Raw genomic sequence first — 20849 nt, 5'->3', positions numbered from 1 at the left:
CCGCGCGCGGTCGATCCTGCATGATCGTGTCATGAGCGACTTCTCAGTGCGGCGGCTGCGGTCCGACGAGGAACGGGCCGCGACCGATTTGTTCAGGCGCGCCTTGCACGCCAAGGAGATGACCGACGAGGAATGGTCGGCCATCGTCCCGTCGATGCAGCCGGACCGCGGGTTCGGCGCGTTCGACCAGGAGCTGATCGGCACCCTCCGGTCGTTCGATTCGGAAGTGACCCTGCCCGGCGGCGGCACCACGCCGCTCGCCGCGGTCAGCCTGGTCGGCGTCCGCGCCGACCGGACCCGCCGCGGCGTGCTGACCGGCTTGATGCGCGCGCAGTTCGAGGATTTCGCCGCTCGGGGCGTTCCCGCGGCGATGCTGCACGCGTCCGAAGGCGCCATCTACGGCAGGTTCGGGTACGGCGTCGCCGTGCGGGCGAAGTCGATCGAGGTCGACAGGCACCGGGCCCGCTTCCGGCCCGAGGCGCCCACGGGCGGTGAGATCTCCTTGCTGGATCTGGAAAGCACTGTCGAGCAATGGCCGTCGCTCTTCGACGCGCTGCCGCGCACCCGGCCGGGGATGATCGCGCGGAGCTCGCATCTGTGGCCGGGCTACGAACGGGAACTGCGCCGGGCGACCACGCCGGTCACGACCGCGGTGCATCGCGGCCAGGACGGGGTCGACGGCTATGTCACCTACACCGTCGAGAGGGCTCATTTCGGCGCTCCGGCGCTGCTGAAGATCCAGTCGTTCCGCTACGCGAGTCCTGACGCGTTCGCGGGGTTGTGGCGCTATCTGGTGTCCGTGGACCTGGTCGACCTCATCACCGCCGAGAAGCGGCCGCTCGACGAGCCGGTCGAGTTGCTGTTCAGGGACCCGCGGCACGTGACGGTGCAGAAGATCCAGGACGAAGGCTGGCTCCGGCTGGTCGACGTCGCGAGGATGCTCGACGCGCGCACGTACCGGGGCGAGCCGGTCGTCATCGAGGTCACAGACCCTTTCCTGGACCACAACTCCGGCCGCTACCGCCTGTCCGAGGACGGCGCCGTCCGCACCACCGACCCGGCGGATCTCGAACTGCACGCCGACACCCTGTCGATGGTGTACCTCGGTGGCTGGCGCCCGTCGGATCTCGCGGCCGCCGGCCGGGTCCGCGCCACCGGTGCGGCCGCTCTGGAGCGTGCGGACCTGCTGTTCGGCACGCGGGTCAATCCCTGGTGCGGTACCTTCTTCTGACGTTGGATGATCACACCGGTGGGGGTGGAGAAGCTTGAGCGGGCGAGCCGTCGCGACGGTCGGTCTGTGCTGTGCCGCGTTCGCGATGCTGGCGGCGTGTTCGGACACCCCGGCGCCCGCGCCGGCGACGAAGACCGTCACGGTCCCGCCGACGACGAGCGCTGCGCCGGGCACGCCCGCCACGTCCGGCGGTTCGTCCTCCGCCGCTCCGGGCAGAGTCTTCGACCCGCGGACCATGCAGGCGGACGTGCGGAAGATCCTCACCGAGACCTATCAGGTGAGAGACGTCGGCGACGTGCTCTGCCCGGCGAATCAGACGGTCAAGGACGGCAGCACGTTCACCTGCACCGTCCAGGTCGGCGGGGAGGGCAAGACCGTCACGATCACCGTCACCGGTGACGACGGCCGCTACGAGGTCGGCGCGCCCGCCTGAAAACGGGTTGGGTTCAGCCGGTCCGCGCGGCAGGATCGGCGGGTATGAGCGAATTCCATGTGCGTGCCGTGGCCGAAGGCGAACAGAGGGCGTGTCTCGGAGTCCTGGCGGAGTCCTTGCACGGCAAGCCTGCTTCGGACGAGATCTGGGCGAAGATGGCCCCGTCCTGGCCCGCCACCGGGAAATTCGCCGCGTTCGACGACCACGGCACCCCGGTGGGCATCGCCAGTTCCTTCGAGGTGGAGCTGACCGTCCCGGGTGGACGGAAGCTCGTCACAGCCGCCGTCGACGGTGTCGGCGTCCGCGCCGACTGGACCCGCCGCGGGATCCTCACCGCGATGATGGCCGTACAGCTGGAAGACCTCGCGGCGCGCGGCGTCCCGCTCGCCGCGCTGCACGCGTCGGAAGCGGTGATCTACGGTCGCTTCGGTTACGGCGCGGCCACTTTCTGCAGAGGTGTTTCCGTCGAACGCCCCCGCGCCCGGCTTCGCGACGGCGTGGGGCGGGACGGCGTGGTCAGGTTCGTCACCCCGGCCGAAGCGGTCGAGCGTGTTCCCGCGCTGTACAGCCGATTCGAGGGAACGCGGCCGGGCTTCGTGACCCGGCCGGCCAACTGGTGGCCGGGCTTCTTCGAACGAGTGGTCACCGGGGACGACGGCTATCGCGTAGCCGTCCACAGTGGACCGGACGGCGACGACGGTTTCGTCGTCTACCAGACCATCGACACTCGCGACCGGCAGGCGCCGGAGCGTGGCGCACTCCTGGACATCCGTGAACTTCATGCCGCCACGCCACAGGCCTGGGCGGGCCTGTGGCGCTTCCTGCTGTCGATCGATCTCGTCTCGGCCGTCGCCGGCCGTGGCCGCCCGCTGGACGAGCCGCTCGCCGAACTGCTCACCGACCCGCGCGCGGTGAACACCACCGAAGTCATCGACGACCTGTGGCTGCGCCTCGTCGACGTCCTCGCGGCGCTGCGGGCACGCTCCTATGGCACCGCCGATCCCGTGGTACTCGAAGTGCACGACAAGCAGCTTCCGGACAACAACGGCCGTTACGTCGTCGGCCCGGACGGCGTGGAACGCACGACCGCCGAGGCCGATCTGCGGCTGGACGTCGCCACGTTGTCATCGCTGTACCTTGGCCACGGCCTGTTCGGCGATCTGGCCTTGTCCGGCAGGGTCGAGGTGCTGGACGAGGCAGCGGTCGCCCGTGCCGACGCGCTGTTCCACACCGCGCGCACGCCGTGGTGCGGAACGTTCTTCTAAGCCGATGTCCACAGAGCGATCGTGTCCGTGAAGGCCTCCTTGCCTACCCTGAAGGTAGTGAAGGGGCCCTTCACGGACTTCAGTCCATCTCTGGCGGCCCGAGGCCGCGCTGCTAAGCCGGGTTGCGGCGAGGTTTGATCCGCACCTGCGGCAGCGTGGGCGCGGGCAGCCACGCGGTGGTGCCCTGATAGCCCTCCACCCGACCGAATCGGTCGGCCTGTGCCTGCCATGCCTCGCGGTACTCGGCGATCTCCTCGTGACTCCGGCCCACGAAGTTCCACCACATGACGAGTTCCTCGGTGAACGGAGTCCCGCCGAGCAGGAGCACCCGAGCCGGTTCGCCACCGGAGTTCGTCAGTTCCAGCCGCTCCGCGCCCGGTGCGAGGTAGGCGAGTTCCCCGGTTTTCAGCGCCACTCCGGCGACCGTGACGGAGCCGATGTCCTGGAGGACACCGTGCTCGAAGGCCGGGTCGACATCGAGGGCCAGGGTCGCTCCGGGGTCCACCGTGAGTTCGGCGCCCAGCAGGGGAGTGAACGCCGGGACCGGTGACGTGGTCCCGGCGAGACTCCCGAGAAAGACCCGGGCGGTCGCGCCGGGCAGGTCGAGCAGTGGCGGCGCGTAGTGCCGGAAGTTCCGTGCGGTGTCGCGATGTTCGTCCGGCAGCGCGATCCAGAGCTGGACGCCGTGCAGCGTCGAGGTGTCCGGTGTGGACACTGTGGCGACCTCGGAATGCGCGATGCCGTGCCCGGCGGTCATCAGGTTGAGCTCGCCGGGCCGCACCATGGCCCGGGTGCCGATGCTGTCGCGGTGCTCGATCTCGCCGCTGAACAGCCAGCTCGCGGTCTGCAATCCGGTGTGCGGATGCGGCGCGACGTCCATCCCGCCGGACTCCGAAACGTCCTGCGGGCCGTAGTGGTCGGCGAAACACCAGGCGCCGATCAGGGACCGTTGGCGCTGCGGGAGTGTCCGCCGGACCCGGATGGCGCGCGGACCGCCGAGCGGGACGTCGCGCGGGGTCAGCACGGTGACGCCTTCGCCCGGCCGTTCCCGGCACAGCAGCTCGGCCGGGTCGGCCTCGGTGTTGCTCACGGCTTGGGGAGCGCGGCCAGCAGACGCTCCACCGAACGGCCGAGATTCCAGCGTTCCGCGAGTTCCGCGACCTTGTCCGGGTCGGCGGGCTCGGACGGGACGACGTCCGGACGTGACTGTTCGACCGGTGCGTCGGCGGCGACCCGGACGACGGTCGGGGCGACCGCGAGGTAGTCGGCGGCGTCGGTCAGCCGGAGCCGGGTCTTGAGCGGCACGCGCGAGTCGCCGGCGTTGGACGCCTCGAGCAGCTCCTGCAGCGAGCCGAACTGGGTGATCAGCTTCGCCGCCGTCTTCTCGCCGATCCCGGCGACACCGGGCAGCCCGTCCGAGGGGTCTCCGCGCAGCGCCGCCATGTCGGCGTAGCCGGGCCCGGCGTTCCCGGCCGGGATCCCGTACTTCTCCGCGATCTCGTCCGGGCCGAGGACCTCGGCCTTGTTCCAGCCCTTGCCGACGTAGATGACGACCGTGGGCGTCGGTTCATGGCGGACCAGCTGGAAAAGGTCGCGGTCGCCGGTGATGACCTCGACGGGTGACACCTGCTCGCGGATCGCGAGCGCGCCGATGACGTCGTCGGCCTCGTACCCGGCCGCCTCGGCCGTCGCGATCCCGAAGGCCTCCAGCAGTTCCAGGATGATCGGCACCTGGGGCGTCAGGGTGTCCGGCACCTCTTCGACATCGCTGCCTTCCGGGACCTCTTCGGCCACCCGGTGCGCCTTGTAGCTGGGCAGCAGATCGGTGCGGAACTTCGGCCGCCAGTCCGCGTCGAGGCACGCCACGAGCCGGGAAGGCCGCCGGTCGACGAGAATCCGCGCGACGGTGTCGGTGAACCCGCGCACCGCGTTGACCGGTGTCCCGTCGGGGGCGGTCATCGAATCGGGCAGTGCGTAGAACGAGCGGAAGTAGAGGCTCGCGGAATCGAGGAGAGCGAGTGGTCCGGTCACGCGGACAGCCTGCCATGTCCCGCCCCGGATGTCCGTGAAGGACCCGACCCCCAGCCGGGTCCTCCACGGACGCGTCAGGCCGCGTAGGGCCGCACTCGGCGCGCGTCGCGGAGGGCGTTGGCCCACCAGTTCAGCTGATTCAGCAGCGTGGTTGCGGCGGCGGAGGCGCCTTCGAAGTCGTCGTGCTCACCGTCCGGGCCGAAGTGGTTCCAGGCGTAGGGGAAGCTCACGGTCTCGCGGATCGTCGCGGCGTGGAGTTCGGCGAAGACCGGACGCAGGTGCTCCACCGCGCGCAGGCCGCCCGAGATTCCGCCGTAGGAAACGAAGGCGACCGGTTTCCCGTGCCATTCGGGGCCCGTGGCGTCGAGCGCGGTCTTGAGCGGGCCGGGGTAGCTGTGGTTGTACTCGGGGACGATCACGACGACGGCGTCCGCGCCGGCGACACCGGGGGAGAGATCACCGGGGGCTTCGGCCAGGTCGATGACGGACAGGGTGACGTCGTCGCGCTGTTTGGCGCGGTCGAGGAACCAGTTCGCGACGACGGGAGCGAAGCGGCCTTCGCGGACGCTGCTGATCACGACGGCGAGTTGGTAAGGCGAGTTCGTTGTCATGCCCAAGACCGTAAAACCTGCACTTAACTTGAAGTCAAACTCCAGAATGGGCTCATTTCAAGAGTCAATCGCAGAGAACTCTTTGCAAAGAACTCTCTGCGGTCGTAGGGTGGAGCGCATGGGGAAGAGCGAGAGGTATCTCGCGCGGGTCGACGGCCGCATCCTGCGGGCGCTGTCGCATCCACTGCGCGTCAAGATCCTGGAGTTGCTGCGGGAGGACGGACCGGCGACGGCGTCCGGACTGGCGAAACGGGCGGGGGAGAGTTCCGGGACCACGAGCTGGCATCTGCGTCAGCTGGCCGAATCCGGGCTGATCACGGAGGACACCGAGCGCGGCAGCAGGCGCGACCGGTGGTGGAGGGCGGTGCACGAGGGGGACCAGATGCGGACCAAGGACTTCATCGACGATCCCGACCTCGCGGGTCCCTTCAACGCCTACGCCCACACGATGATCGAGCGGCGCTACGCGGCCGAAGCGCAGTTCGTCGCCGAAGTGCGGGACTGGGCCGACGAGTGGATCGACAAGGTCAGCTTCCACGATTCGCCGCTGTCGCTGACACCGGACGAGGCCGCCGCGTTGAGCGACGAAATCCTCGAGGTGATCGGCCGGTACCGCCGTCCGGAGAAGGACGGCGACACCCAGGTCCGTGTGCACTGGGCGGCCTTCCCGAGGAAGTCCCGGCCGGAGACGCCATGAGCCGGATGCCACTGGGGGCTCTGGTCGTGGCTTCGGGGACCTCCTCGGCCGGGGTGATGATGACGTTGCTCGCGATTCCCTGGTTCGTGCTGCAGAGCACGGGCAGCGGCACCAAGACCGGTCTCGTCACCGCGGCCGAGGTGCTGGGACTGATGGTCGCGGCACTGCTGGGCGGGCCGATCGTGGACCGCGTCGGCACACGCCGGGCGAGCGTCGGTGCGGACCTGCTGACCACCATCACGGTGCTGCTGATCCCGCTCGCGATGGGCACGACAGGGCTCAGCCTGCCCGGGCTGATCGTGCTGTCGTTCGTGATGGGGGTTTCCCGGGGGCCCGCGGACACGGCCAAGCAGGTGCTGCTCCCCGGCGTCGCCGAACTCGGCGGTGTCCGCGTGAGCCGGGCGGCGAGCGCCGTCGAAGCGGCGATGAGAACCGGCCGGATGGTGGGCGGGCCCGCCGCCGGCGCACTGATCGCGCTGATCGGCCCGATGCCGGTGCTGTTCGTCGACGCGGGCGCGTTGCTGCTGTCCTCGACGCTGGTGTTCGCGCTGATCCCGGCCGCGGCCGGTCCGCCGAGGCCGCCGTCGGGCGGATATCTCAGGCAACTGCGCGAAGGGCTCGGATACGTCAAGCGTGACGCGGTACTGCGCGCGGTGGTCGGCATGCTGATGCTCACCAACAGCCTCGATTTCGGGCTGCTCGGCGTCCTGTACCCGGCGTACGGCGACCAGGTCCTGCACAGCACCGCGCTCATCGGCGCGATGATCACCGCGGTCGCGGCGGGCGCGCTGCTCGGTTCGGCGATCTACGGCTGGATCGGCCATCGGTTTTCCCGGCGGACGGCGATCCTCGTCGCCGTCGCGATCGGAGGCGCGCCACGCTTCGCCTTGCTCGCGCTGGAACCCGCGCCGCCGGTCCTGCTCGCCGGGCTTGTGGTCGCCGGGATCGGGGCGGGCGCGCTGAATCCGATCGTGCTCCCGGCGGTCTACGAACGGGTTCCGGAAGCCGTCCGCGGCCGTGTGCTCAGCCTTCTCGTGGGCGGGGTGCTCGCCGCGATGCCGCTCGGCTCGATGGCGGCCGGGTTGCTACTGGACGGGATCGGCCTCGTCGGCGCGCTCGCCGTGTTCGGCGCTCTGTACCTGATCGCCGGCACCTTCCCGGCGATCTTCCGGGTCTGGCGCGGACTCGACGATCCCGCCCCGATCGGGGGTGACCGGCCGGTGAGCCAAGGGGCGCGGACCGACTAGGCTCGCCATCATGTCGCGCCGTTCCCTTCACAACCCAGCCCCCGACGCCGCCAGCCTCCGCGCCCGCCTCGACCGGGCCCGCGCCGCCGCGGCCGCCGCCGACACCGACGCCCTGCTGATCGCACCCGGCTCGGACCTGCGCTACCTCATCGGCCAGGCCGGGGGCTCCTTCGAACGGCTGACGACGCTCGTGATCCCGGCCGACGGCGTCCCGGCGCTGGTGCTGCCGAAACTGGAGGCACCCGGCTACGCCGACGTCCCCGCCGACGAACTCGGCATCGAGATCGTCACCTGGGTCGACGGTGACAACGCCTACGAACTGGTCGCCGACCGGCTGGGCAAGCCCGGCCGCGTGGCGGTCAGCGACTTCACCCCGGCGCTGCACGTGCTCGCCTTCCGCGGCGCGCTCGGCGACGCGGAGCAGACGCTCGCCGGGCCGATCGTGCGCGAACTGCGGATGCGCAAGGACGCGGCCGAGATCCAGGCGCTGCGCGACGCGGGTGCCGCCATCGACCGCGTACACGCCCGCGTGCACGAATGGCTGCGCCCCGGCCGCACCGAGGCCGAGGTCGGCGCGGACATCACCGCCGCGATCGTCGAAGAGGGCCACACCCACGCCGACTTCGTGATCGTCGGCTCGGGCCCCAACGGCGCCAGCCCTCACCACGACGTCTCCGATCGGGTCATCGAGCGCGGCGACGTCGTCGTGGTCGACATCGGCGGCCCGATCGCCGAGGGCTACAACTCCGACTCCACCCGCACGTACGCGGTGGGCGAGCCGCGTGACGCCGACGTCGCCGAGACCTACGCCGTCCTGCAGCGGGCGCAGAAGGCCGCCGTCGACGCCGTCCGTCCGGGTGTCACCGCCGAGTCGATCGACGCCGCCGCGCGCGACATCATCGCCGAGGCGGGGTACGGCGAGTACTTCATCCACCGCACCGGCCACGGCATCGGCCTCGACGTGCACGAGGAGCCCTACATCATCAAGGGCAACGCGCTGCCGCTCGAGCCGGGCATGGCGTTCAGCGTCGAGCCCGGCATCTACCAGCCCGGCCGCTGGGGCGCCCGCATCGAGGACATCGTCGTGGTCACCGAGGACGGCGTCGAAGCGGTCAACCAGCGCCCGCACGAGCTGATCGTGCTCGACGCATGACGGGTTCCCTGGAGCCACTGGACCAGGCCATCGTGCAGGAACTGGCCGCGGACGGACGGCGCAGTTTCACCGATCTGGCCGAGCGGGTCGGGCTTTCGGTTTCGGCGGTACACCAGCGGGTGCGCCGCCTGGAACAGCGCGGGGTCATCCTCGGGTACACCGCGCGGCTCGACGGCGAGCAGATCGGGCTGCCGCTCACGGCGCTGATCTCGCTGACGCCGAACGATCCGGCCGCGCCGGACGACTACCCGCAGCGTCTCGAGCACATCAAGGAGATCGAGTCCTGCTACTCGGTCGCGGGGGACGAGTCGTACATCCTCCTGGTCCGGGTGGCTTCGCCGCTCGGCCTGGAGGATCTGCTCCGCCGTATCCGGGAGTCCGCCAAGGTCTCGACCAGGACCACGGTGGTGCTGTCGACGCCGTTCGAGGGCCGTTCGCCCACCCTGTGAAACGGGAAAACCGGTGGGCTTGCGCGACGCTGGTACGATAAAAGGTATGGCAACACGTAAGGTCACTCTCTCACTCGACAGTGGTGCGCTCGAGTTCGCCGAGCGGGCCGCGAAGGCACACGGGATCTCGGTCTCGTCGTGGTTGTCCAAAGCGGCCCGCAGGGAGGCCGTCCGCACCGGATACACCCCGCAGCGCGCCCCGGTCGAACCGTCCGCCGAATCGGACGAGGCCGAGCTGACCGCCGCGGAGAAGGATCTGCGTGCACAGGGGTGAAGTCTGGACGTACCACCCCCCGACCGAACCGGCACGGCAGCGCACCGTCGTCCTGCTGTCCTCGGACGGGGTGAACGAATCCGAGCGGCCGTGGCTGCTCGGCACCGAACTGCTGGACCGTGATCCGCAGGACATCCTCGGCGTCGCCGTCGACGCGCGGTACTGGGTCTCCACGCTGAACCTCACGCGCCTGTACCGGCCGTGGTTCGACGAGAAGATCGCGGAGATCGACCAAGAGGTCCAGGAGCGCATCGACATCGCGTTGCGCGCCGCACTCGACCTCTAGACCTCTAACGCGCGATCACCTCGGGCGCGGCGTGCAGTTTGCCGTCGGGGCCGGAGAGGCACGACGCGTTGCCGCCGCGGGCCGCGAGGAACTCGTTGAGGCAGTTCGCGATCTGCGCGTGGCCGTTCGCGTTGGGATGGAAAGACTCCTGCAGCGCGTGGCTCGCGCGGTCCACCTGGCCGAGGTCACGCAGCTGCAGCGTCAGCCTGCTGAACCACTCGTTCGCCGGGTCGCTGCTGCATGCCTCGTGCCCGGCGCCAGCCCGTGAGAGGTCCAGGAACCGTGCGCTGGTCGCCCTCGACGCCTGCTTGAGCCCGTCCGACAGAACGGAGACGCCGTCGCGGCGCATCCACTCCAGGTCCTCGGTGCGGAACGGGCAGCCATTGAGGCTGCGCAGGGCCTCCGGGATCTGGGGGCCGACAGGCGAGGCGTACGACATCAGCACGAGCTGATAGTCCGCCGGGACGTAGCCGGCCTGCGCGAGCACCTTCTTCACGTCGGCGACGGCGTTGGTCACCTTCGGCACCATGGCGTCCACTTTGGACTTCCAAGTGGTGCGGAGAGCCACGCTGCACGGCGGGTTCTGCGGGGAGAACCAAGCCTTGAAGCATTCGTTGACCTGAGCCGAGAACTTGGGCTCGTCGTTCGCGCCGATCGCGATCACCACCGCCGCGACCCGATGGTCCTTGATCAAGTTCGCGAGCTGTTGAGCCTGTGACGGCTCGGTCCACTGCTTGGCGTCGCCGAGGGCGATCTGCTCCGAGGGCGCCCCCGAACACGCGAGGTTCACGCGCGCGGTGACGTCGGGGATCTTGATCTGCTCGACGAAGGCGTTGGGGGAGCGGTGGCACCAATTGCCGCCCTGCCCGTTGGTCGTGGGCGTGTAGTCGCCCGCGCCCTCACCGGACACGGTGCTGTCGCCGATGGAGACGACCGTCAGCGGCCCCGTCCCCGGTGGGCCTTGGCGCGGGGACGGCTGCCCTGGGCGGCTTTCCGACCCGGTAAAGGCAATGAACCCGACGAGAACCACCACGAACGTGAGCGCCAGAGCACCCCACCACCACCGGAAACGTCGCATCGTCACCGGATTCTACGGACCCGTGGCCCGACAGGGTGATCATGGCGGTGTGACGGTCGCGATGTCCGGTCCGTCCGGCAGCGCGGGCTGTCGTTCACCGGCGGCGACCGGACACGAAGCCAGGGCGGCGGAGCTGGCCGCTTGGGAGTCCTCGAGCCGCTCGACCGCGCTCTGATCGAGTCAGCCGGCCCAGCGTTGGACCGCGATGTCGAGCAGCTTCCGCGCGTGGCCGGCGGAGGCGTCGGCCCAGGCGACGTCCCCGGCGATCGAGCCTGTCGGGGCGGTGGCGTCGTCGGCGACGTCGTACCGCTGAAGGATTCCCGAGGTGAGCGCGACCATGCGGTTGGTCGCGCCGGGAACGGCGAACAGTTCGTCGCCGACGACCTTCCGCAGCTGAGCGGTTCGTTCGTCTCCGCGCATCAGCGCGACCTGAGCCCGTGTCCAGTCCAGGACCCACGCGCCGATCGGATGCCGTTCGGAGTGATAGGTGTCGAGCAGTCCTGCCGGCGCGTGGCCCTGGATGGTCGCGGCGAGTTTCCAGCCCAGGTTGACCGCGTCGCCGAGCCCGAGGTTGAGCCCTTGCGCGCTGAACGGTGAGTGCACGTGCGCGGCGTCGCCGGCGAGGAACACCCTGCCGTGACGGTAGGCCCGCGCCTGGCGCGCGTTGTCCGGCCATCGGGTCGCCCGGCCCCGCAGTCCGGTGATCGTGACCGGGATGCCGGTGACGTCGCGCACCGCGCTCTGCAGCTCTTCGAGAGTGACGGGAGCGTTCTTGTCTTCGGGCTGGGGCGCGAACCTGGCGACGAGAACGCGTCCCGGCACCGGTCCGTAGGTGTAGATGCCGCGAGGTGTCCAGTTCCAGCCGCGGCGCAGTTCGCTCACGTCTTCGAAATCCGCGATGGCCTGGTAGCCCACCAGTTCCGGGCCGGTGCCCGCGAAATCGACGCCGAGCCGCTTGCGGATGACACTCCGTCCGCCGTCGGCCGCGACGACCCACCCGGCGGTGAACTCACCCGCGCTGGTTTCGACGACCACGTCGCCGTCCCCGCCGATGCCGCGCAGGTCCCGGACCTCGACACCGCGACGGATCTCGACTCCCAGCTTGGCGCAGTGCTCGCCGAGCAGCAGTTCGAGATCGTGCTGGCGTACCAGGATCCCGTTGGCCACAGCGGTATGCGCCGCCAGTACCGGATCGCCCTGGTCGACAAGGTCGTGCCGGAACATGATCCCGGCGAAATGGAGCGCGGTTTCGAAGACGTGACCGTCGCCGAGATCGCCGCCGCCGCCGGCGTCTCGAAGGTGACCGTGTTCTCGCACTTCGAGCGCAAGGAGGACCTCGCGCTCGACCGGCTGCCCGACGCCGTCGGCATCGTCCGGGCCGTGGTCCGCGAGCGGCCGGATGGTGTGGGGGTCGTCGAAGCGTTCCGCCGGGCGGCTATCGCTCTCGCGGAGGAACAGCATCCGCTGTCGGGGCTGAGTCAGGCGGGTGAGCCGCTCGCGCGCACCGTCGCCGGGTCTCGCTCGCTCATTTCACGGCTGCGCGAGTTCGAGCACGAGATCGAGGCGGAACTGACCGACGAGCTCGAGAGCGACCCCCGGCTCTCCGGTGACAGCGAACTGGTCGCCGCGCTGATCGTCGCCACGTATCGCGTCGTCGCCGTGGCGACGACGCGGCGACGGCTCGCCGGAGACGATCTCACCGCCCTCGTCACCGCGCACCGTGACCGGCTGGACCGCGCCTTCACCGCGTTGTCCGAGGTTTTCCCGGGCTGACGCCGCCTCAGCCGGCGGCGGGGTGACCGTCCACCCTGGACGCGAGGATCGCCGCGCCGGGCCCGGAAAGTTCGTCCAGTGCCACGGCCCGGCCGGCGATCGACAGCAGGAGCGCCTCCCCGGGGCCGCGGACTTCCGGCCCGGCTCCGGACGACCAGTCGAGGTCCGTGGCGACGAGCCGAAGCCCGCGCGCCCGCTTGCGCGCCTTGATCGGCGGGGCGTAGCGGGCGAAAGCCAGGGCGTGACGCAGCCGTTCTGGCGGCACCTCGCGGGGAAACCCCAGTGGGCGCCGGATGTCCTGATGATGGAGGATCCCGTCGAGCAGGGCAACCCGTCCACCGAACGCCGAGGTCAGGCCGCGTGGCTCGAGGTGCTCCTCGAACCGCGCGATCAGCTCCTCCGGTGTCCGGCCGGGTTTCCGTGCGACACCGAGCGCGTTCATCCGGTTCAGCCGCAGCCCGCCGCGGACGGCCTGGCCGAGCAGATCACGGAACCGCTGGGCGTCGTAGTCGACAACGTGGGCGACCACCTGCCGGACCGTCCACTCCGAACACAACGTCGGCGCGTCCCAGTGCTCGGGGGACAGCGTTCGCAGGAAGGCGGCGAAGTCCGCCCGTTCGTCCCGGGCGAGTCGCGCGACGGTGTCCACTGGCGGCCTCCTGCTCACTCGTAGTCGAGCCACCCGCAAACGTAGTAGTTCGTGTCCTCGTTCCGCTCGACATACCAGGAATAGACGACGTCACCCGCGAGTTTGCCGCTGCGCGCGTTCCGCTGGGTGACCTTGGCCTGGACCGTCACGAACTCCTGTCCCGGCGGGACGGAGTACGGCAGCATCCCCCAGCGCTCGACGTAGTGCCCGTGGAGTTCGAATCCCAGGAGGGTCGCCCGCAGCCGGGGGCAGGTCCCGCTGCGCAACGCGGTCATGTCGTGATTGGCCAGACCGTTCACGTAGACCTGGAACACCCGGTCGATCGCGGCGGGTTCGAGACCCGGCGCGGATGACGTCGAAGGCGCTGCAGGCGGCGTCACCGTCAGGGGCCGCGTCTCGGGCGGGGGAGGGGAGTCCGAGGTCGACGTCGCGGGCGCGGCGTCGGAACGCGGTATCGGGAACCCGCCTCGGCACGCCGAGAGGGTGACGCCGAGGCCGATCACGAGCACGCCCGCCAGGCGCGCGAAGTCAGAGGTCTCACGCCGCCGACGCTATGCGGCCTTCATGAAATTCGCATGAAAGTGGGTCGTGAGTCCCGGCGATCCTCTATGCGTTCGCGGCGGTGGTCGGCNGCAAGTGTCTTTAGAACGACACTTGCCACTCACGACCACCTGTACCGATGACGCCTCAGCAGTTTTCCAGGAAATGCCGTAGCACCCGCGTGCCGAACCGCAGGCCCTCCACCGGGACGCGCTCGTCCACCCCGTGCGCCATCGCCCGGTACGGGAAGCCTTCCGGCAGCCACAACGGAGCGAAGCCGTAGCAGTCGATCCCGAGCGGGCTGAACGCCTTGGCGTCCGTGCCGCCGCCCATGCAGTAGGGCACGACGACGGCTTCGGGGTCTTCGGAGCGCAGCGCCTCAGCCATCGCGTCGAACCACGGCGAATCCACCGGGGCCTGGACCGGCGGCTGGTGTGCGACGAACTCGCGGCTGACGCCCTCGCCGAGCATCGCGTCGAGCTCGGCGAACAGGTCGGGCTCGGTACCGGGCAGGACGCGGACGTCGACCTGGGCCTCGGCCGAAGTCGGGATCACGTTCACCTTGTAGCCGGCGTCGAGCATGGTCGGCGTAGTGCTGTTGCGGACGGTCGGCACCACCAGCGCCCCGGCGGGCCCGAGCCGCGCGATCGTTCCGTCCACATCGGACAGATCGATCGGGACGCCGAGCGCTTCCCCGGTGCGTTCCAGGAACGCTTGCACCGTCGGGGTCAGCTGGACCGGCCAGCGGTGCGCGGCGATCTTGCCGAGCGCGGTGACCAGCCGGGTGACCGCGTTCTCGTCGTTGGGACGCGATCCGTGTCCCGCGCGGCCCTTGGCGGTCAGGCGCAGGTGCGCCGTGCCGCGTTCGGCCGTCGCCACCGGGTAGAGCCGCACGGTGCGGCCGTCGGCGGCGGGGACGTGGTAGGTGTACGCGCCCGACTCGCTGATCGCGGCCGCGCAGCCGTCGAACAGGTCCCGGTGCGCCGCGGCGAGCCAGTGCGCCCCGTACTCGCCCTTGTCCTCCTCGTCGGCCACGAACGCCAGGACGATGTCCCGCCTCGGCCGGACACCCGTGGCGAGGGCGGCGAGCACCATCGCGCAGAAGTCCTTCATGTCGACCGCGCCCCGGCCCCAGAGGAACCCGTCGCGGACCTCGCCGGAGAACGGATCCACCGACCAGTCGGTGGCGTCGGCCGGGACGACGTCGAGGTGTCCCTGTACGAGCAGCGCGGGGAGACTCGGGTTGGTGCCGGGGAGCCGCGCGATCACGTTCGCGCGGCGAGGCGCGGACTCGATGATCTTCGAGTCGATCCCGAGTCCCGAAAGCAGCGACGCCACGTACTCGGCCGCCTCGCGCTCGCCCCCGGAATCCCCATTGCCCCGGTTCGTGGTGTCGAACCGGATCAGCCGCGAGCAGACTTCGACGACATCCAACTCAGCCATAGATACCCTGCACCGCCCCGGCCGCGATCGCCGTGACGATCTTGAACGCCTTCATCGCTTCGGTCATGTCCGGCGCGTCGAAGCCGACCCGCCGCACGCCGATCTGTTCCACCGTCGGGATCACCGCCGCGGCCTGCGCGAGGTGGCTCGCGTCGAACTCGACCTCGATCCGGTGGGGCGTGGTGAATCGCTCGACCCGGCCCGCCCGGTTCATCGCGTCCGCGGCGGCCGAGCTCAGCAGTTCGGCCGTCCTCGCGGGCGGCAGGCAGATCGCGGCGTAGCGGCTGACGCACTCCTTCACCGTGACCAGTTCGGCCTCCGGCGCGTAGTCCTGGGCGTCGTCGCAGGCCTTGTCGTCACCGGAGACGACGAGTACCGGGACGCCGTACTCGGCGGCCATCGCGGCGTTCAGCCTGCCTTCGCTGGCGGGCACGTCGTCGAGCCACACGCCGGTGATCTGGTTCTCGAGGTACGTGTGGGACAGGACGCCGTCGAATCCCGCGCCGGCGTGGTAGCCGAGGAAGACGACGCCGTCCACGCCGGTGTCGATGCCTTGCATCATCGAGAGCGGCTTGTGCCTGCCGGTGAGCATGCGCGCGCGGCCGTCGAGGTCTTCGAGCAGGAGGTTCCGCTGGGAGGAATGCGCCTCGTTGACCAGCACGTCGGTGGCGCCGGCGTCGAACAGGCCCGCGATGGTGGCGTTGACGTCACCGGTGAACAGGCGGCGGAATCGTTGCCACTGCTCGGTACCGGGGATGACGTCCTCGGTCCAGGTGACGCCGGTGGCGCCCTCCATGTCCGCCGAGATCATGATGCGCATGCGGGGCACCCTAGCCGAGGCGCTTTGCCCTCGCCGCCGGGATCAGGGCCAGGAGCCGGAACGCGGGTAGACCGCCCAGGCACGCTCCCAGGCCGCTGCGCGCTGCCGGTCGAGCACCAGCCGGACGATCCGGTGGAACAGGACGAGCGCGCCGACCACGGCGAACCAGAGCCAGAGTCCCACGAGCACGGAATCGAATACCGCCGTCGACGCGTTCCTCGGGGCGGCGGTGAGCTCACCGCGGGCGTCGATCCAGATCGGCACGGCCGATCCGGCGGGGCTGCCCGGCGTCGCGAGGACACCACCGGTGTGCCGCGCGCCGCGCGAGTCGGTCCAGGTCGCCGCGGTGGTGGAGTTGCCGGTTCCGACGCTCTCGCTGTCGACGATGCGGACGGGCGCGGCCGTCAGCAGATACGCGGTGGCGGCCTGGCGTCCGGTGGCGTCGGCGGCGGCCGCGGCGACCTGCCTGCCGTGGTTGGCGGAGCCGACGGTGGCCGCGACCGGGATGGCGAGCAATGCCGCGAGGATGACGAGCTTCAGCACCAGGGCTTCGAACCGGTCGGAGCCGCGGGCCAGCGAATTGTGACCAGGGAAGAGCCGTCGCCGGAACCGGGCGATCGGACCGCTTGACCCGTGCACGAGGAACCCCATTCCCTCAGACCGCGAAAACCTCCATCTTCGATTCTCGGTCACCGGGGCGCCGCTGTCGCGGTATGGGGACACAGACCACTCTGTGAACCCGTACACAACCTTTAATTCGTTTTGCCCGTCCGCGTTCCACCGCTACCGTCTTCGGCATGGGGATTTTCTTCACTCTGTGATTCTCGCCTTCGACGCGGTCCTGGCGTAGAGCCTTCGCTCCGCCGGGCCGCGTCCTTCCGCACGCGCTCTTTTCCCTTGCGAGAATCAGGAGGACGCCCCTGTGCGTATCCCGCATCAGAATCCCGGAACACAACTCGTGCTCTCCGGTGTCACCAAACGTTTCGACGACCATGTCGTACTCGACCAGGTCTCTTTCACCGTCAAACCGGGGGAGAAGGTGGGCGTCATCGGCGACAACGGCTCGGGCAAGTCCACGTTGCTGAGGCTGATCGCCGGCCGGGACCGGGCGGACAACGGCACGGTGACCGTCACCGCGCCCGGAGGCGTCGGTTATCTCCCACAGACGCTGGAGCTGTCCGACACCGCCACGGTCGGCGACGCGATCGACCTCGCGCTGGCCGACATCCGGGACCTCGAATCGCGCCTGCGGGCAGCCGAAACAGCGCTCGAAACCGCCGAGGACCTGGCCGCGTACGGCGACTTGATGGCCGCCTACGAAGCCCGTGGCGGTTACGAGGCCGACACCAGGGTGGAGGTCGCCTTGCACGGGCTCGGGCAGCCGGGCCTCGATCGCGGCCGCGCCCTGGGCAGCCTGTCCGGCGGCCAGCGGTCCCGACTGGCGCTCGCGGCCACCCTGGCCGCTTCGCCGGAACTGCTGTTGCTGGACGAGCCGACCAACGATCTCGACGACGAAGCCGTCGCCTGGCTGGAGAACCACCTTCGCGGGCATCGCGGCCGGATCGTCGCGATCACCCACGACCGGATGTTCCTCAGCCGGGTCACCAGCACGATTCTCGAGGTCGACGCGGACCGCCGGACCGTGCAGCGGCACGGCAACGGCTACGCGGGTTACCTCGCGGCGAAGGAGGCCGCACGGGCCCGATGGGTCCGTGAGTACGAGGAGTGGCGGCTGGAGAAGGCCCGTTACGAAAGGATGGCGGACGTCAACATCGACCGGTTCTCGGCGATCCCTCGCAAGGCTCCGGCGGCCTTCAGCGGGGCCGGCGCGTTCCGGGCCCGGTCCCGGGCGCACGGGGCGATGAGCCGGATCCGGTCGGCACGCGAGCGGATCCAGCGGCTCGAGGCGGACCGTGTTCCGCCGCCGCCGGAGCCGCTCCGGTTCACCGCGCGGATCGCCGCGGGGGAGACCGAGGCCGATCAGTTCGTGGTGAAGGTGGACGACGTGTCGGTCGACGGCTGTCTTCCGCGGACGTCGCTCAGCGTGCTGCCGGGCGAACGGGTCCTCGTGACCGGGCCCAACGGGGCGGGCAAGACGACCCTGATGAGGGTGCTCGCCGGCGAGCTGGCGCCGTCGACGGGGTCGGCGGAGCGGACGGGCCGGATCGGGTTCCTGCACCAGAATGGCGGACTCGCCGCCGACGCTCGAACCGTTCTGGCGGTCTTCGCCGGGGACGGTGACGAGGACGAGGCGGCCGAGAGGTTGCTGTCGCTGGGCCTGTTCCGGGCGCCGGATCTGCGCAAGCCGGTCCGGGAACTGTCCATCGGGCAGCGGCGCAGGCTCGAACTGGCCAGGCTCGTGACGGCCAGGACCGACCTGCTACTGCTCGACGAGCCGACCAACCATCTCGCCCCGGATCTCGTGGAGGAGATGGAGCAGGCGCTCGCGGAGTACTCCGGCGCGCTCGTGATCGTCACCCACGACCGTCGGATGCGGCGGACCTTCGAGGGCAGGCGGCTGGAGCTGGTCACTTCAGTGGCATGAGCGGTCCGTCCACCTTGGCCGGGTTGAGGCAACTGTTCAGCCCGTCCACGAGGGAACAGGTCCCCGGACCGCGCTTGAGCCGGAAGCCCTGCGGCACGCCACCCGCCGTCACCAGAGCCTGGTACGCGGGAACGGCGTCCGTGGGGCGCCGGGTCAGCGCGGGATCGGTGAGAGCGTCCACTGTGTACAGTCCGAACCGGGCGCGATAGCTGCCCCATTCGTAGTTGTCGGTGAGGCTCCAGTAGTTGTAGCCGATGAGGTTCATCCCGTCGGCCTTGGCTCGCTGGAGCCAGTACGCGGTGTCGCGGACGTGATCGCCGCGGGTGTAGTCCGCGTCGCGGAGTTTCCCGTTGTCGGTCGCCATGCCGTTTTCGACGATGTAGAGCGGCATCCGCGGGAACCGGTCGTGGTAGCTGCGCAGCGCGTAGTAGATGCCTTCGGGCTGGAGCTTCACGTCCCAGAACTTGTCGGTCGCCGCGGCGAACACCGTCCAGTTGTCGATGCTCAGGCCGTAGTAGTAGTCGATCCCGATGAAGTCGAGCTTGTCCTTGACCTGGTCGAGGAAGAACCAGTCGGCCATCCCGTTGACGCCGGTGATGTAGGCCTGGTTGCTGGTGACCTTCGAGGTCGGATCGAGTTCGTGGATCAGGTCGTAGGCGCGCCGGTGCGCCTGGACGATGTTGGACTGCGCCGCGAAGTACCGCGTCGCGTTCAGCGCCCCGACCTTCTGTTCGTTCCTGAGGAAGATCAGCGGCTCGTTGAACGTGACCCAGAGGACGTCCTGCCCGGCGTAACGCTGGACGATCTTCCGGCTGAACTCCAGCCACGCGTCGGCCGTCCGCGACTCCGCCCAGCCGCCCTGATCGAGCGCCCAGCCCGGGTAGACCCAATGGTTGAGCGTGATCATCGGGGTCATGCCCGCGGCCCGGACCTGCCGGAACACGTCGTCGTAGAAGGCCAGCTCGGTTTCGTCCCACCGTCCTGGCGAGGGCTCGACGCGAGCCCACTCGATGCCGAAACGGTAGGTGTTGACGCCGAGCCCGGCCGCGAGGCGGATGTCGTCGGCGTAGCGGTGCCGGAAGTCGACGGAGTCGCGGTATTCGTCGACGCCGTCTTTGCCGGCGGAACGGTCCACGAACCGCTTCCAGTTGCTGTCCGGAGCGCTGCCCTCGGACTGATAGCCCGACGACGCGACGCCCCAGTAGAAGTCCCGGGACCAGCCGTCGTCCTGCGATGCGGACGCGTTCACCGCGGAGAGTGTCGCGCATAGTGAGACGGCGACCACCGAGGACAGCGCCCGGCGTAACCTTCCCCGATGCTCCGGCCACTTCGTCGATCGTTCACCAGCGTCCGCCATCCTCGGGACGCTAACGTGGGTGAACGGCGTAAACAAGCGGCCGTCCGGGGACTTCGACGATGACGTTGGGGAGATGATCGACTTGACCGGCAGCACGGTCCGACACGCCGTCTATCTGCCGCCTTTCGGCCCGTTCGGTGAGCCGGGGGTGCTCGTCGACCTCGCCGTGCGCGCCGAGGCGGCGGGCTGGGACGGGTTCTTCCTGTGGGACCACGTCGTCGCGGACACCATGCCCATCGCGGATCCGTGGACGACGCTCGGCGCCATCGCGCACGCCACCAGCCAACTGCTGTTCGGTCCGATGATCACCCCGCCCGCCCGGCGACGGCCGTGGGTGGTGGCGCGGCACGCGTCGACGGTCAGCAGGCTCTCCGGCGGGCGGCTGATCCTCGGCACCGGTCTCGGTTCGGACGAATCCGGTGACTTCAGCCGGTTCGGCGAGCAGACCGACCTGCTGACCCGGTCGGCGATGTTCGACGAGGGTCTCGACGTCATCCGCGCTATCTGGTCCGGCAGGCGCTTCGACCACGACGGCGCGCACTACCAGGTCGCGCTCGCCGAGGCCCCGCCCGAGCCGTTCCGGATCCCGATCTGGGTGGCGAGCTCCACCGACAATCCGCGCGTCGTCCGGCGGGCGGCGTTGTGCGACGGGATCTTCCCGAACCCGGAGGACCACACGCCGACCGCCGAGGAGATCGCGGAGACCCACCGTGCGCTCGGTCTCGCCGGACTGGAGTCGGGCCGTCCCTTCGACGTCGCGGTCGCCGGGAACGCGAGTCCGGCGTGGGAGGAGCCGATCAAGGTCGACCTGCCCGCGCTGGGGCAGGCCGGGATGACGTGGTGGATGGAGTCGCTGATGCATCTCGACCCGCTGGAGCTTTCGCAGAAGATCGTGGACGCCGGCCCGCCTCGGTGGTGAGCTCCCGCTCGGCCTCGTGAGTGGTAAGGACGGTTAGAACCGTCTGTC

24 protein-coding genes are annotated in these 20849 nt (G+C 69.9%); 13 read left to right on the top strand and 11 right to left on the bottom strand.

Translation table 11 applies throughout. The features are described from left to right. Positions 1–31: 31 nt before the first annotated feature. Genes LCL61_RS25585 through LCL61_RS25575 form a run of 3 tightly spaced genes read left to right on the top strand, consistent with a single transcriptional unit; the run spans position 32 to position 2929 of the window. Positions 32–1231 (top strand): GNAT family N-acetyltransferase, encoded by a 1200-nt coding sequence (locus LCL61_RS25585; RefSeq protein ID WP_340682074.1) that lies wholly within the window; start codon positions 32–34, stop codon positions 1229–1231. Positions 1232–1265: 34 nt separating this feature from the next. Further along, the gene (locus LCL61_RS25580; protein ID WP_340682073.1) at positions 1266–1664 is read left to right on the top strand and encodes a DUF4333 domain-containing protein; all 399 of its coding nucleotides are present in this window, start codon (positions 1266–1268) and stop codon (positions 1662–1664) included. Between the two features lie 44 nt (positions 1665–1708). Beyond that, positions 1709–2929 carry a GNAT family N-acetyltransferase gene (locus LCL61_RS25575; RefSeq protein WP_340682072.1) on the top strand — a complete coding sequence of 407 codons (1221 nt, stop codon included), beginning with the start codon at positions 1709–1711 and terminating at the stop codon, positions 2927–2929. Between the two features lie 112 nt (positions 2930–3041). Here LCL61_RS25575 and LCL61_RS25570 read toward each other — a convergent pair whose 3' ends face one another. From LCL61_RS25570 to LCL61_RS25560, 3 genes are all read right to left on the bottom strand, one after another. Beyond that, the gene (locus LCL61_RS25570) at positions 3042–4019 is read right to left on the bottom strand and encodes a pirin family protein (RefSeq protein WP_340682071.1); all 978 of its coding nucleotides are present in this window, start codon (positions 4017–4019) and stop codon (positions 3042–3044) included. Next, complete coding sequence (locus LCL61_RS25565) at positions 4016–4960, bottom strand: 5'-3' exonuclease (protein ID WP_340682070.1); 945 nt, start codon at positions 4958–4960, stop codon at positions 4016–4018. Before LCL61_RS25565 ends, LCL61_RS25570 begins: the two co-directional genes overlap by 4 nt. A gap of 74 nt (positions 4961–5034) precedes the next feature. Beyond that, positions 5035–5571 carry an NAD(P)H-dependent oxidoreductase gene (locus LCL61_RS25560; RefSeq protein WP_340682069.1) on the bottom strand — a complete coding sequence of 179 codons (537 nt, stop codon included), beginning with the start codon at positions 5569–5571 and terminating at the stop codon, positions 5035–5037. Between the two features lie 118 nt (positions 5572–5689). Here LCL61_RS25560 and LCL61_RS25555 point away from each other — a divergent pair, with 118 nt between their 5' ends. From LCL61_RS25555 to LCL61_RS25530, 6 genes are read left to right on the top strand one after another with little or no spacing between them, the layout of a single operon-like run. Next, a complete protein-coding gene (locus tag LCL61_RS25555; protein ID WP_340682068.1) occupies positions 5690–6268 on the top strand; it encodes a helix-turn-helix domain-containing protein in 579 nt (192 codons plus the stop codon). Continuing rightward, complete coding sequence (locus LCL61_RS25550; protein WP_340682067.1) at positions 6265–7515, top strand: MFS transporter; 1251 nt, start codon at positions 6265–6267, stop codon at positions 7513–7515. The genes LCL61_RS25555 and LCL61_RS25550 overlap by 4 nt, the downstream gene beginning before the upstream one ends. A 10-nt stretch (positions 7516–7525) precedes the next feature. Continuing rightward, positions 7526–8668 carry a Xaa-Pro peptidase family protein gene (locus tag LCL61_RS25545; RefSeq protein WP_340682066.1) on the top strand — a complete coding sequence of 381 codons (1143 nt, stop codon included), beginning with the start codon at positions 7526–7528 and terminating at the stop codon, positions 8666–8668. Beyond that, positions 8665–9117 (top strand): Lrp/AsnC family transcriptional regulator, encoded by a 453-nt coding sequence (locus LCL61_RS25540; RefSeq protein WP_016334198.1) that lies wholly within the window; start codon positions 8665–8667, stop codon positions 9115–9117. The genes LCL61_RS25545 and LCL61_RS25540 overlap by 4 nt, the downstream gene beginning before the upstream one ends. A 46-nt stretch (positions 9118–9163) precedes the next feature. Further along, positions 9164–9391, top strand: a complete 228-nt coding sequence (locus LCL61_RS25535; protein WP_007035425.1) for a hypothetical protein — start codon at positions 9164–9166, stop codon at positions 9389–9391. Beyond that, positions 9378–9677, top strand: a complete 300-nt coding sequence (locus LCL61_RS25530) for a hypothetical protein (protein ID WP_005150941.1) — start codon at positions 9378–9380, stop codon at positions 9675–9677. The genes LCL61_RS25535 and LCL61_RS25530 overlap by 14 nt, the downstream gene beginning before the upstream one ends. A gap of 4 nt (positions 9678–9681) precedes the next feature. On the opposite strand, the gene LCL61_RS25525 is transcribed toward LCL61_RS25530, so the two are convergent. Then, on the bottom strand, positions 9682–10755 hold the full coding sequence (locus tag LCL61_RS25525) for a GDSL-type esterase/lipase family protein (RefSeq protein WP_340682065.1): 1074 nt from the start codon (positions 10753–10755) through the stop codon (positions 9682–9684). Positions 10756–10804: 49 nt separating this feature from the next. Between LCL61_RS25525 and LCL61_RS25520 the strand changes: the two genes are divergently transcribed. Continuing rightward, positions 10805–10930 (top strand): hypothetical protein, encoded by a 126-nt coding sequence (locus tag LCL61_RS25520; RefSeq protein ID WP_340682064.1) that lies wholly within the window; start codon positions 10805–10807, stop codon positions 10928–10930. 5 nt (positions 10931–10935) lie between these two features. Here LCL61_RS25520 and LCL61_RS25515 read toward each other — a convergent pair whose 3' ends face one another. Continuing rightward, positions 10936–11922 (bottom strand): FAD-dependent monooxygenase, encoded by a 987-nt coding sequence (locus tag LCL61_RS25515; RefSeq protein ID WP_340682063.1) that lies wholly within the window; start codon positions 11920–11922, stop codon positions 10936–10938. On the opposite strand from LCL61_RS25515, the gene LCL61_RS25510 reads away from it, so the two are divergent. After that, positions 11866–12528 (top strand): helix-turn-helix domain-containing protein, encoded by a 663-nt coding sequence (locus LCL61_RS25510; RefSeq protein ID WP_340682062.1) that lies wholly within the window; start codon positions 11866–11868, stop codon positions 12526–12528. The two genes, LCL61_RS25515 and LCL61_RS25510, sit on opposite strands and share 57 nt — an antisense overlap. Positions 12529–12535: 7 nt before the next feature. On the opposite strand, the gene LCL61_RS25505 is transcribed toward LCL61_RS25510, so the two are convergent. The 5 genes from LCL61_RS25505 to LCL61_RS25485 form a co-directional block, all read right to left on the bottom strand. Beyond that, positions 12536–13177 (bottom strand): maleylpyruvate isomerase family mycothiol-dependent enzyme, encoded by a 642-nt coding sequence (locus LCL61_RS25505; RefSeq protein ID WP_340682061.1) that lies wholly within the window; start codon positions 13175–13177, stop codon positions 12536–12538. Between the two features lie 14 nt (positions 13178–13191). After that, positions 13192–13686 (bottom strand): hypothetical protein, encoded by a 495-nt coding sequence (locus tag LCL61_RS25500; RefSeq protein ID WP_340682060.1) that lies wholly within the window; start codon positions 13684–13686, stop codon positions 13192–13194. Positions 13687–13864: 178 nt separating this feature from the next. Continuing rightward, positions 13865–15160 (bottom strand): M20/M25/M40 family metallo-hydrolase, encoded by a 1296-nt coding sequence (locus LCL61_RS25495; RefSeq protein ID WP_340682059.1) that lies wholly within the window; start codon positions 15158–15160, stop codon positions 13865–13867. Continuing rightward, entirely contained in the window at positions 15153–15980 is an 828-nt protein-coding gene (locus LCL61_RS25490) for a M55 family metallopeptidase (RefSeq protein ID WP_007035431.1), read from the bottom strand. The genes LCL61_RS25495 and LCL61_RS25490 overlap by 8 nt, the downstream gene beginning before the upstream one ends. 42 nt (positions 15981–16022) lie before the next feature. Continuing rightward, positions 16023–16619: an Rv1733c family protein gene (locus LCL61_RS25485; protein ID WP_340682058.1), complete on the bottom strand. Its 597-nt coding sequence runs from the start codon at positions 16617–16619 to the stop codon at positions 16023–16025. A gap of 283 nt (positions 16620–16902) precedes the next feature. On the opposite strand from LCL61_RS25485, the gene abc-f reads away from it, so the two are divergent. Then, complete coding sequence (gene abc-f / locus LCL61_RS25480; RefSeq protein ID WP_340682057.1) at positions 16903–18525, top strand: ribosomal protection-like ABC-F family protein; 1623 nt, start codon at positions 16903–16905, stop codon at positions 18523–18525. On the opposite strand, the gene LCL61_RS25475 is transcribed toward abc-f, so the two are convergent. Next, entirely contained in the window at positions 18509–19774 is a 1266-nt protein-coding gene (locus LCL61_RS25475) for a family 1 glycosylhydrolase (RefSeq protein ID WP_340682056.1), read from the bottom strand. The two genes, abc-f and LCL61_RS25475, sit on opposite strands and share 17 nt — an antisense overlap. A gap of 181 nt (positions 19775–19955) precedes the next feature. Here LCL61_RS25475 and LCL61_RS25470 point away from each other — a divergent pair, with 181 nt between their 5' ends. Further along, the gene (locus LCL61_RS25470) at positions 19956–20801 is read left to right on the top strand and encodes an LLM class flavin-dependent oxidoreductase (RefSeq protein WP_340682055.1); all 846 of its coding nucleotides are present in this window, start codon (positions 19956–19958) and stop codon (positions 20799–20801) included. The last annotated feature ends 48 nt before the right edge of the window (positions 20802–20849 follow it).

Origin of the sequence: Amycolatopsis coloradensis (genome assembly GCF_037997115.1) — a bacterium.
In the GTDB taxonomy this organism is placed as follows: Bacteria; Actinomycetota; Actinomycetes; order Mycobacteriales; family Pseudonocardiaceae; genus Amycolatopsis; species Amycolatopsis coloradensis_A.
Note: the sequence above shows the minus strand (reverse complement) of the source record. Positions and strands in the feature narration are given on the sequence as shown.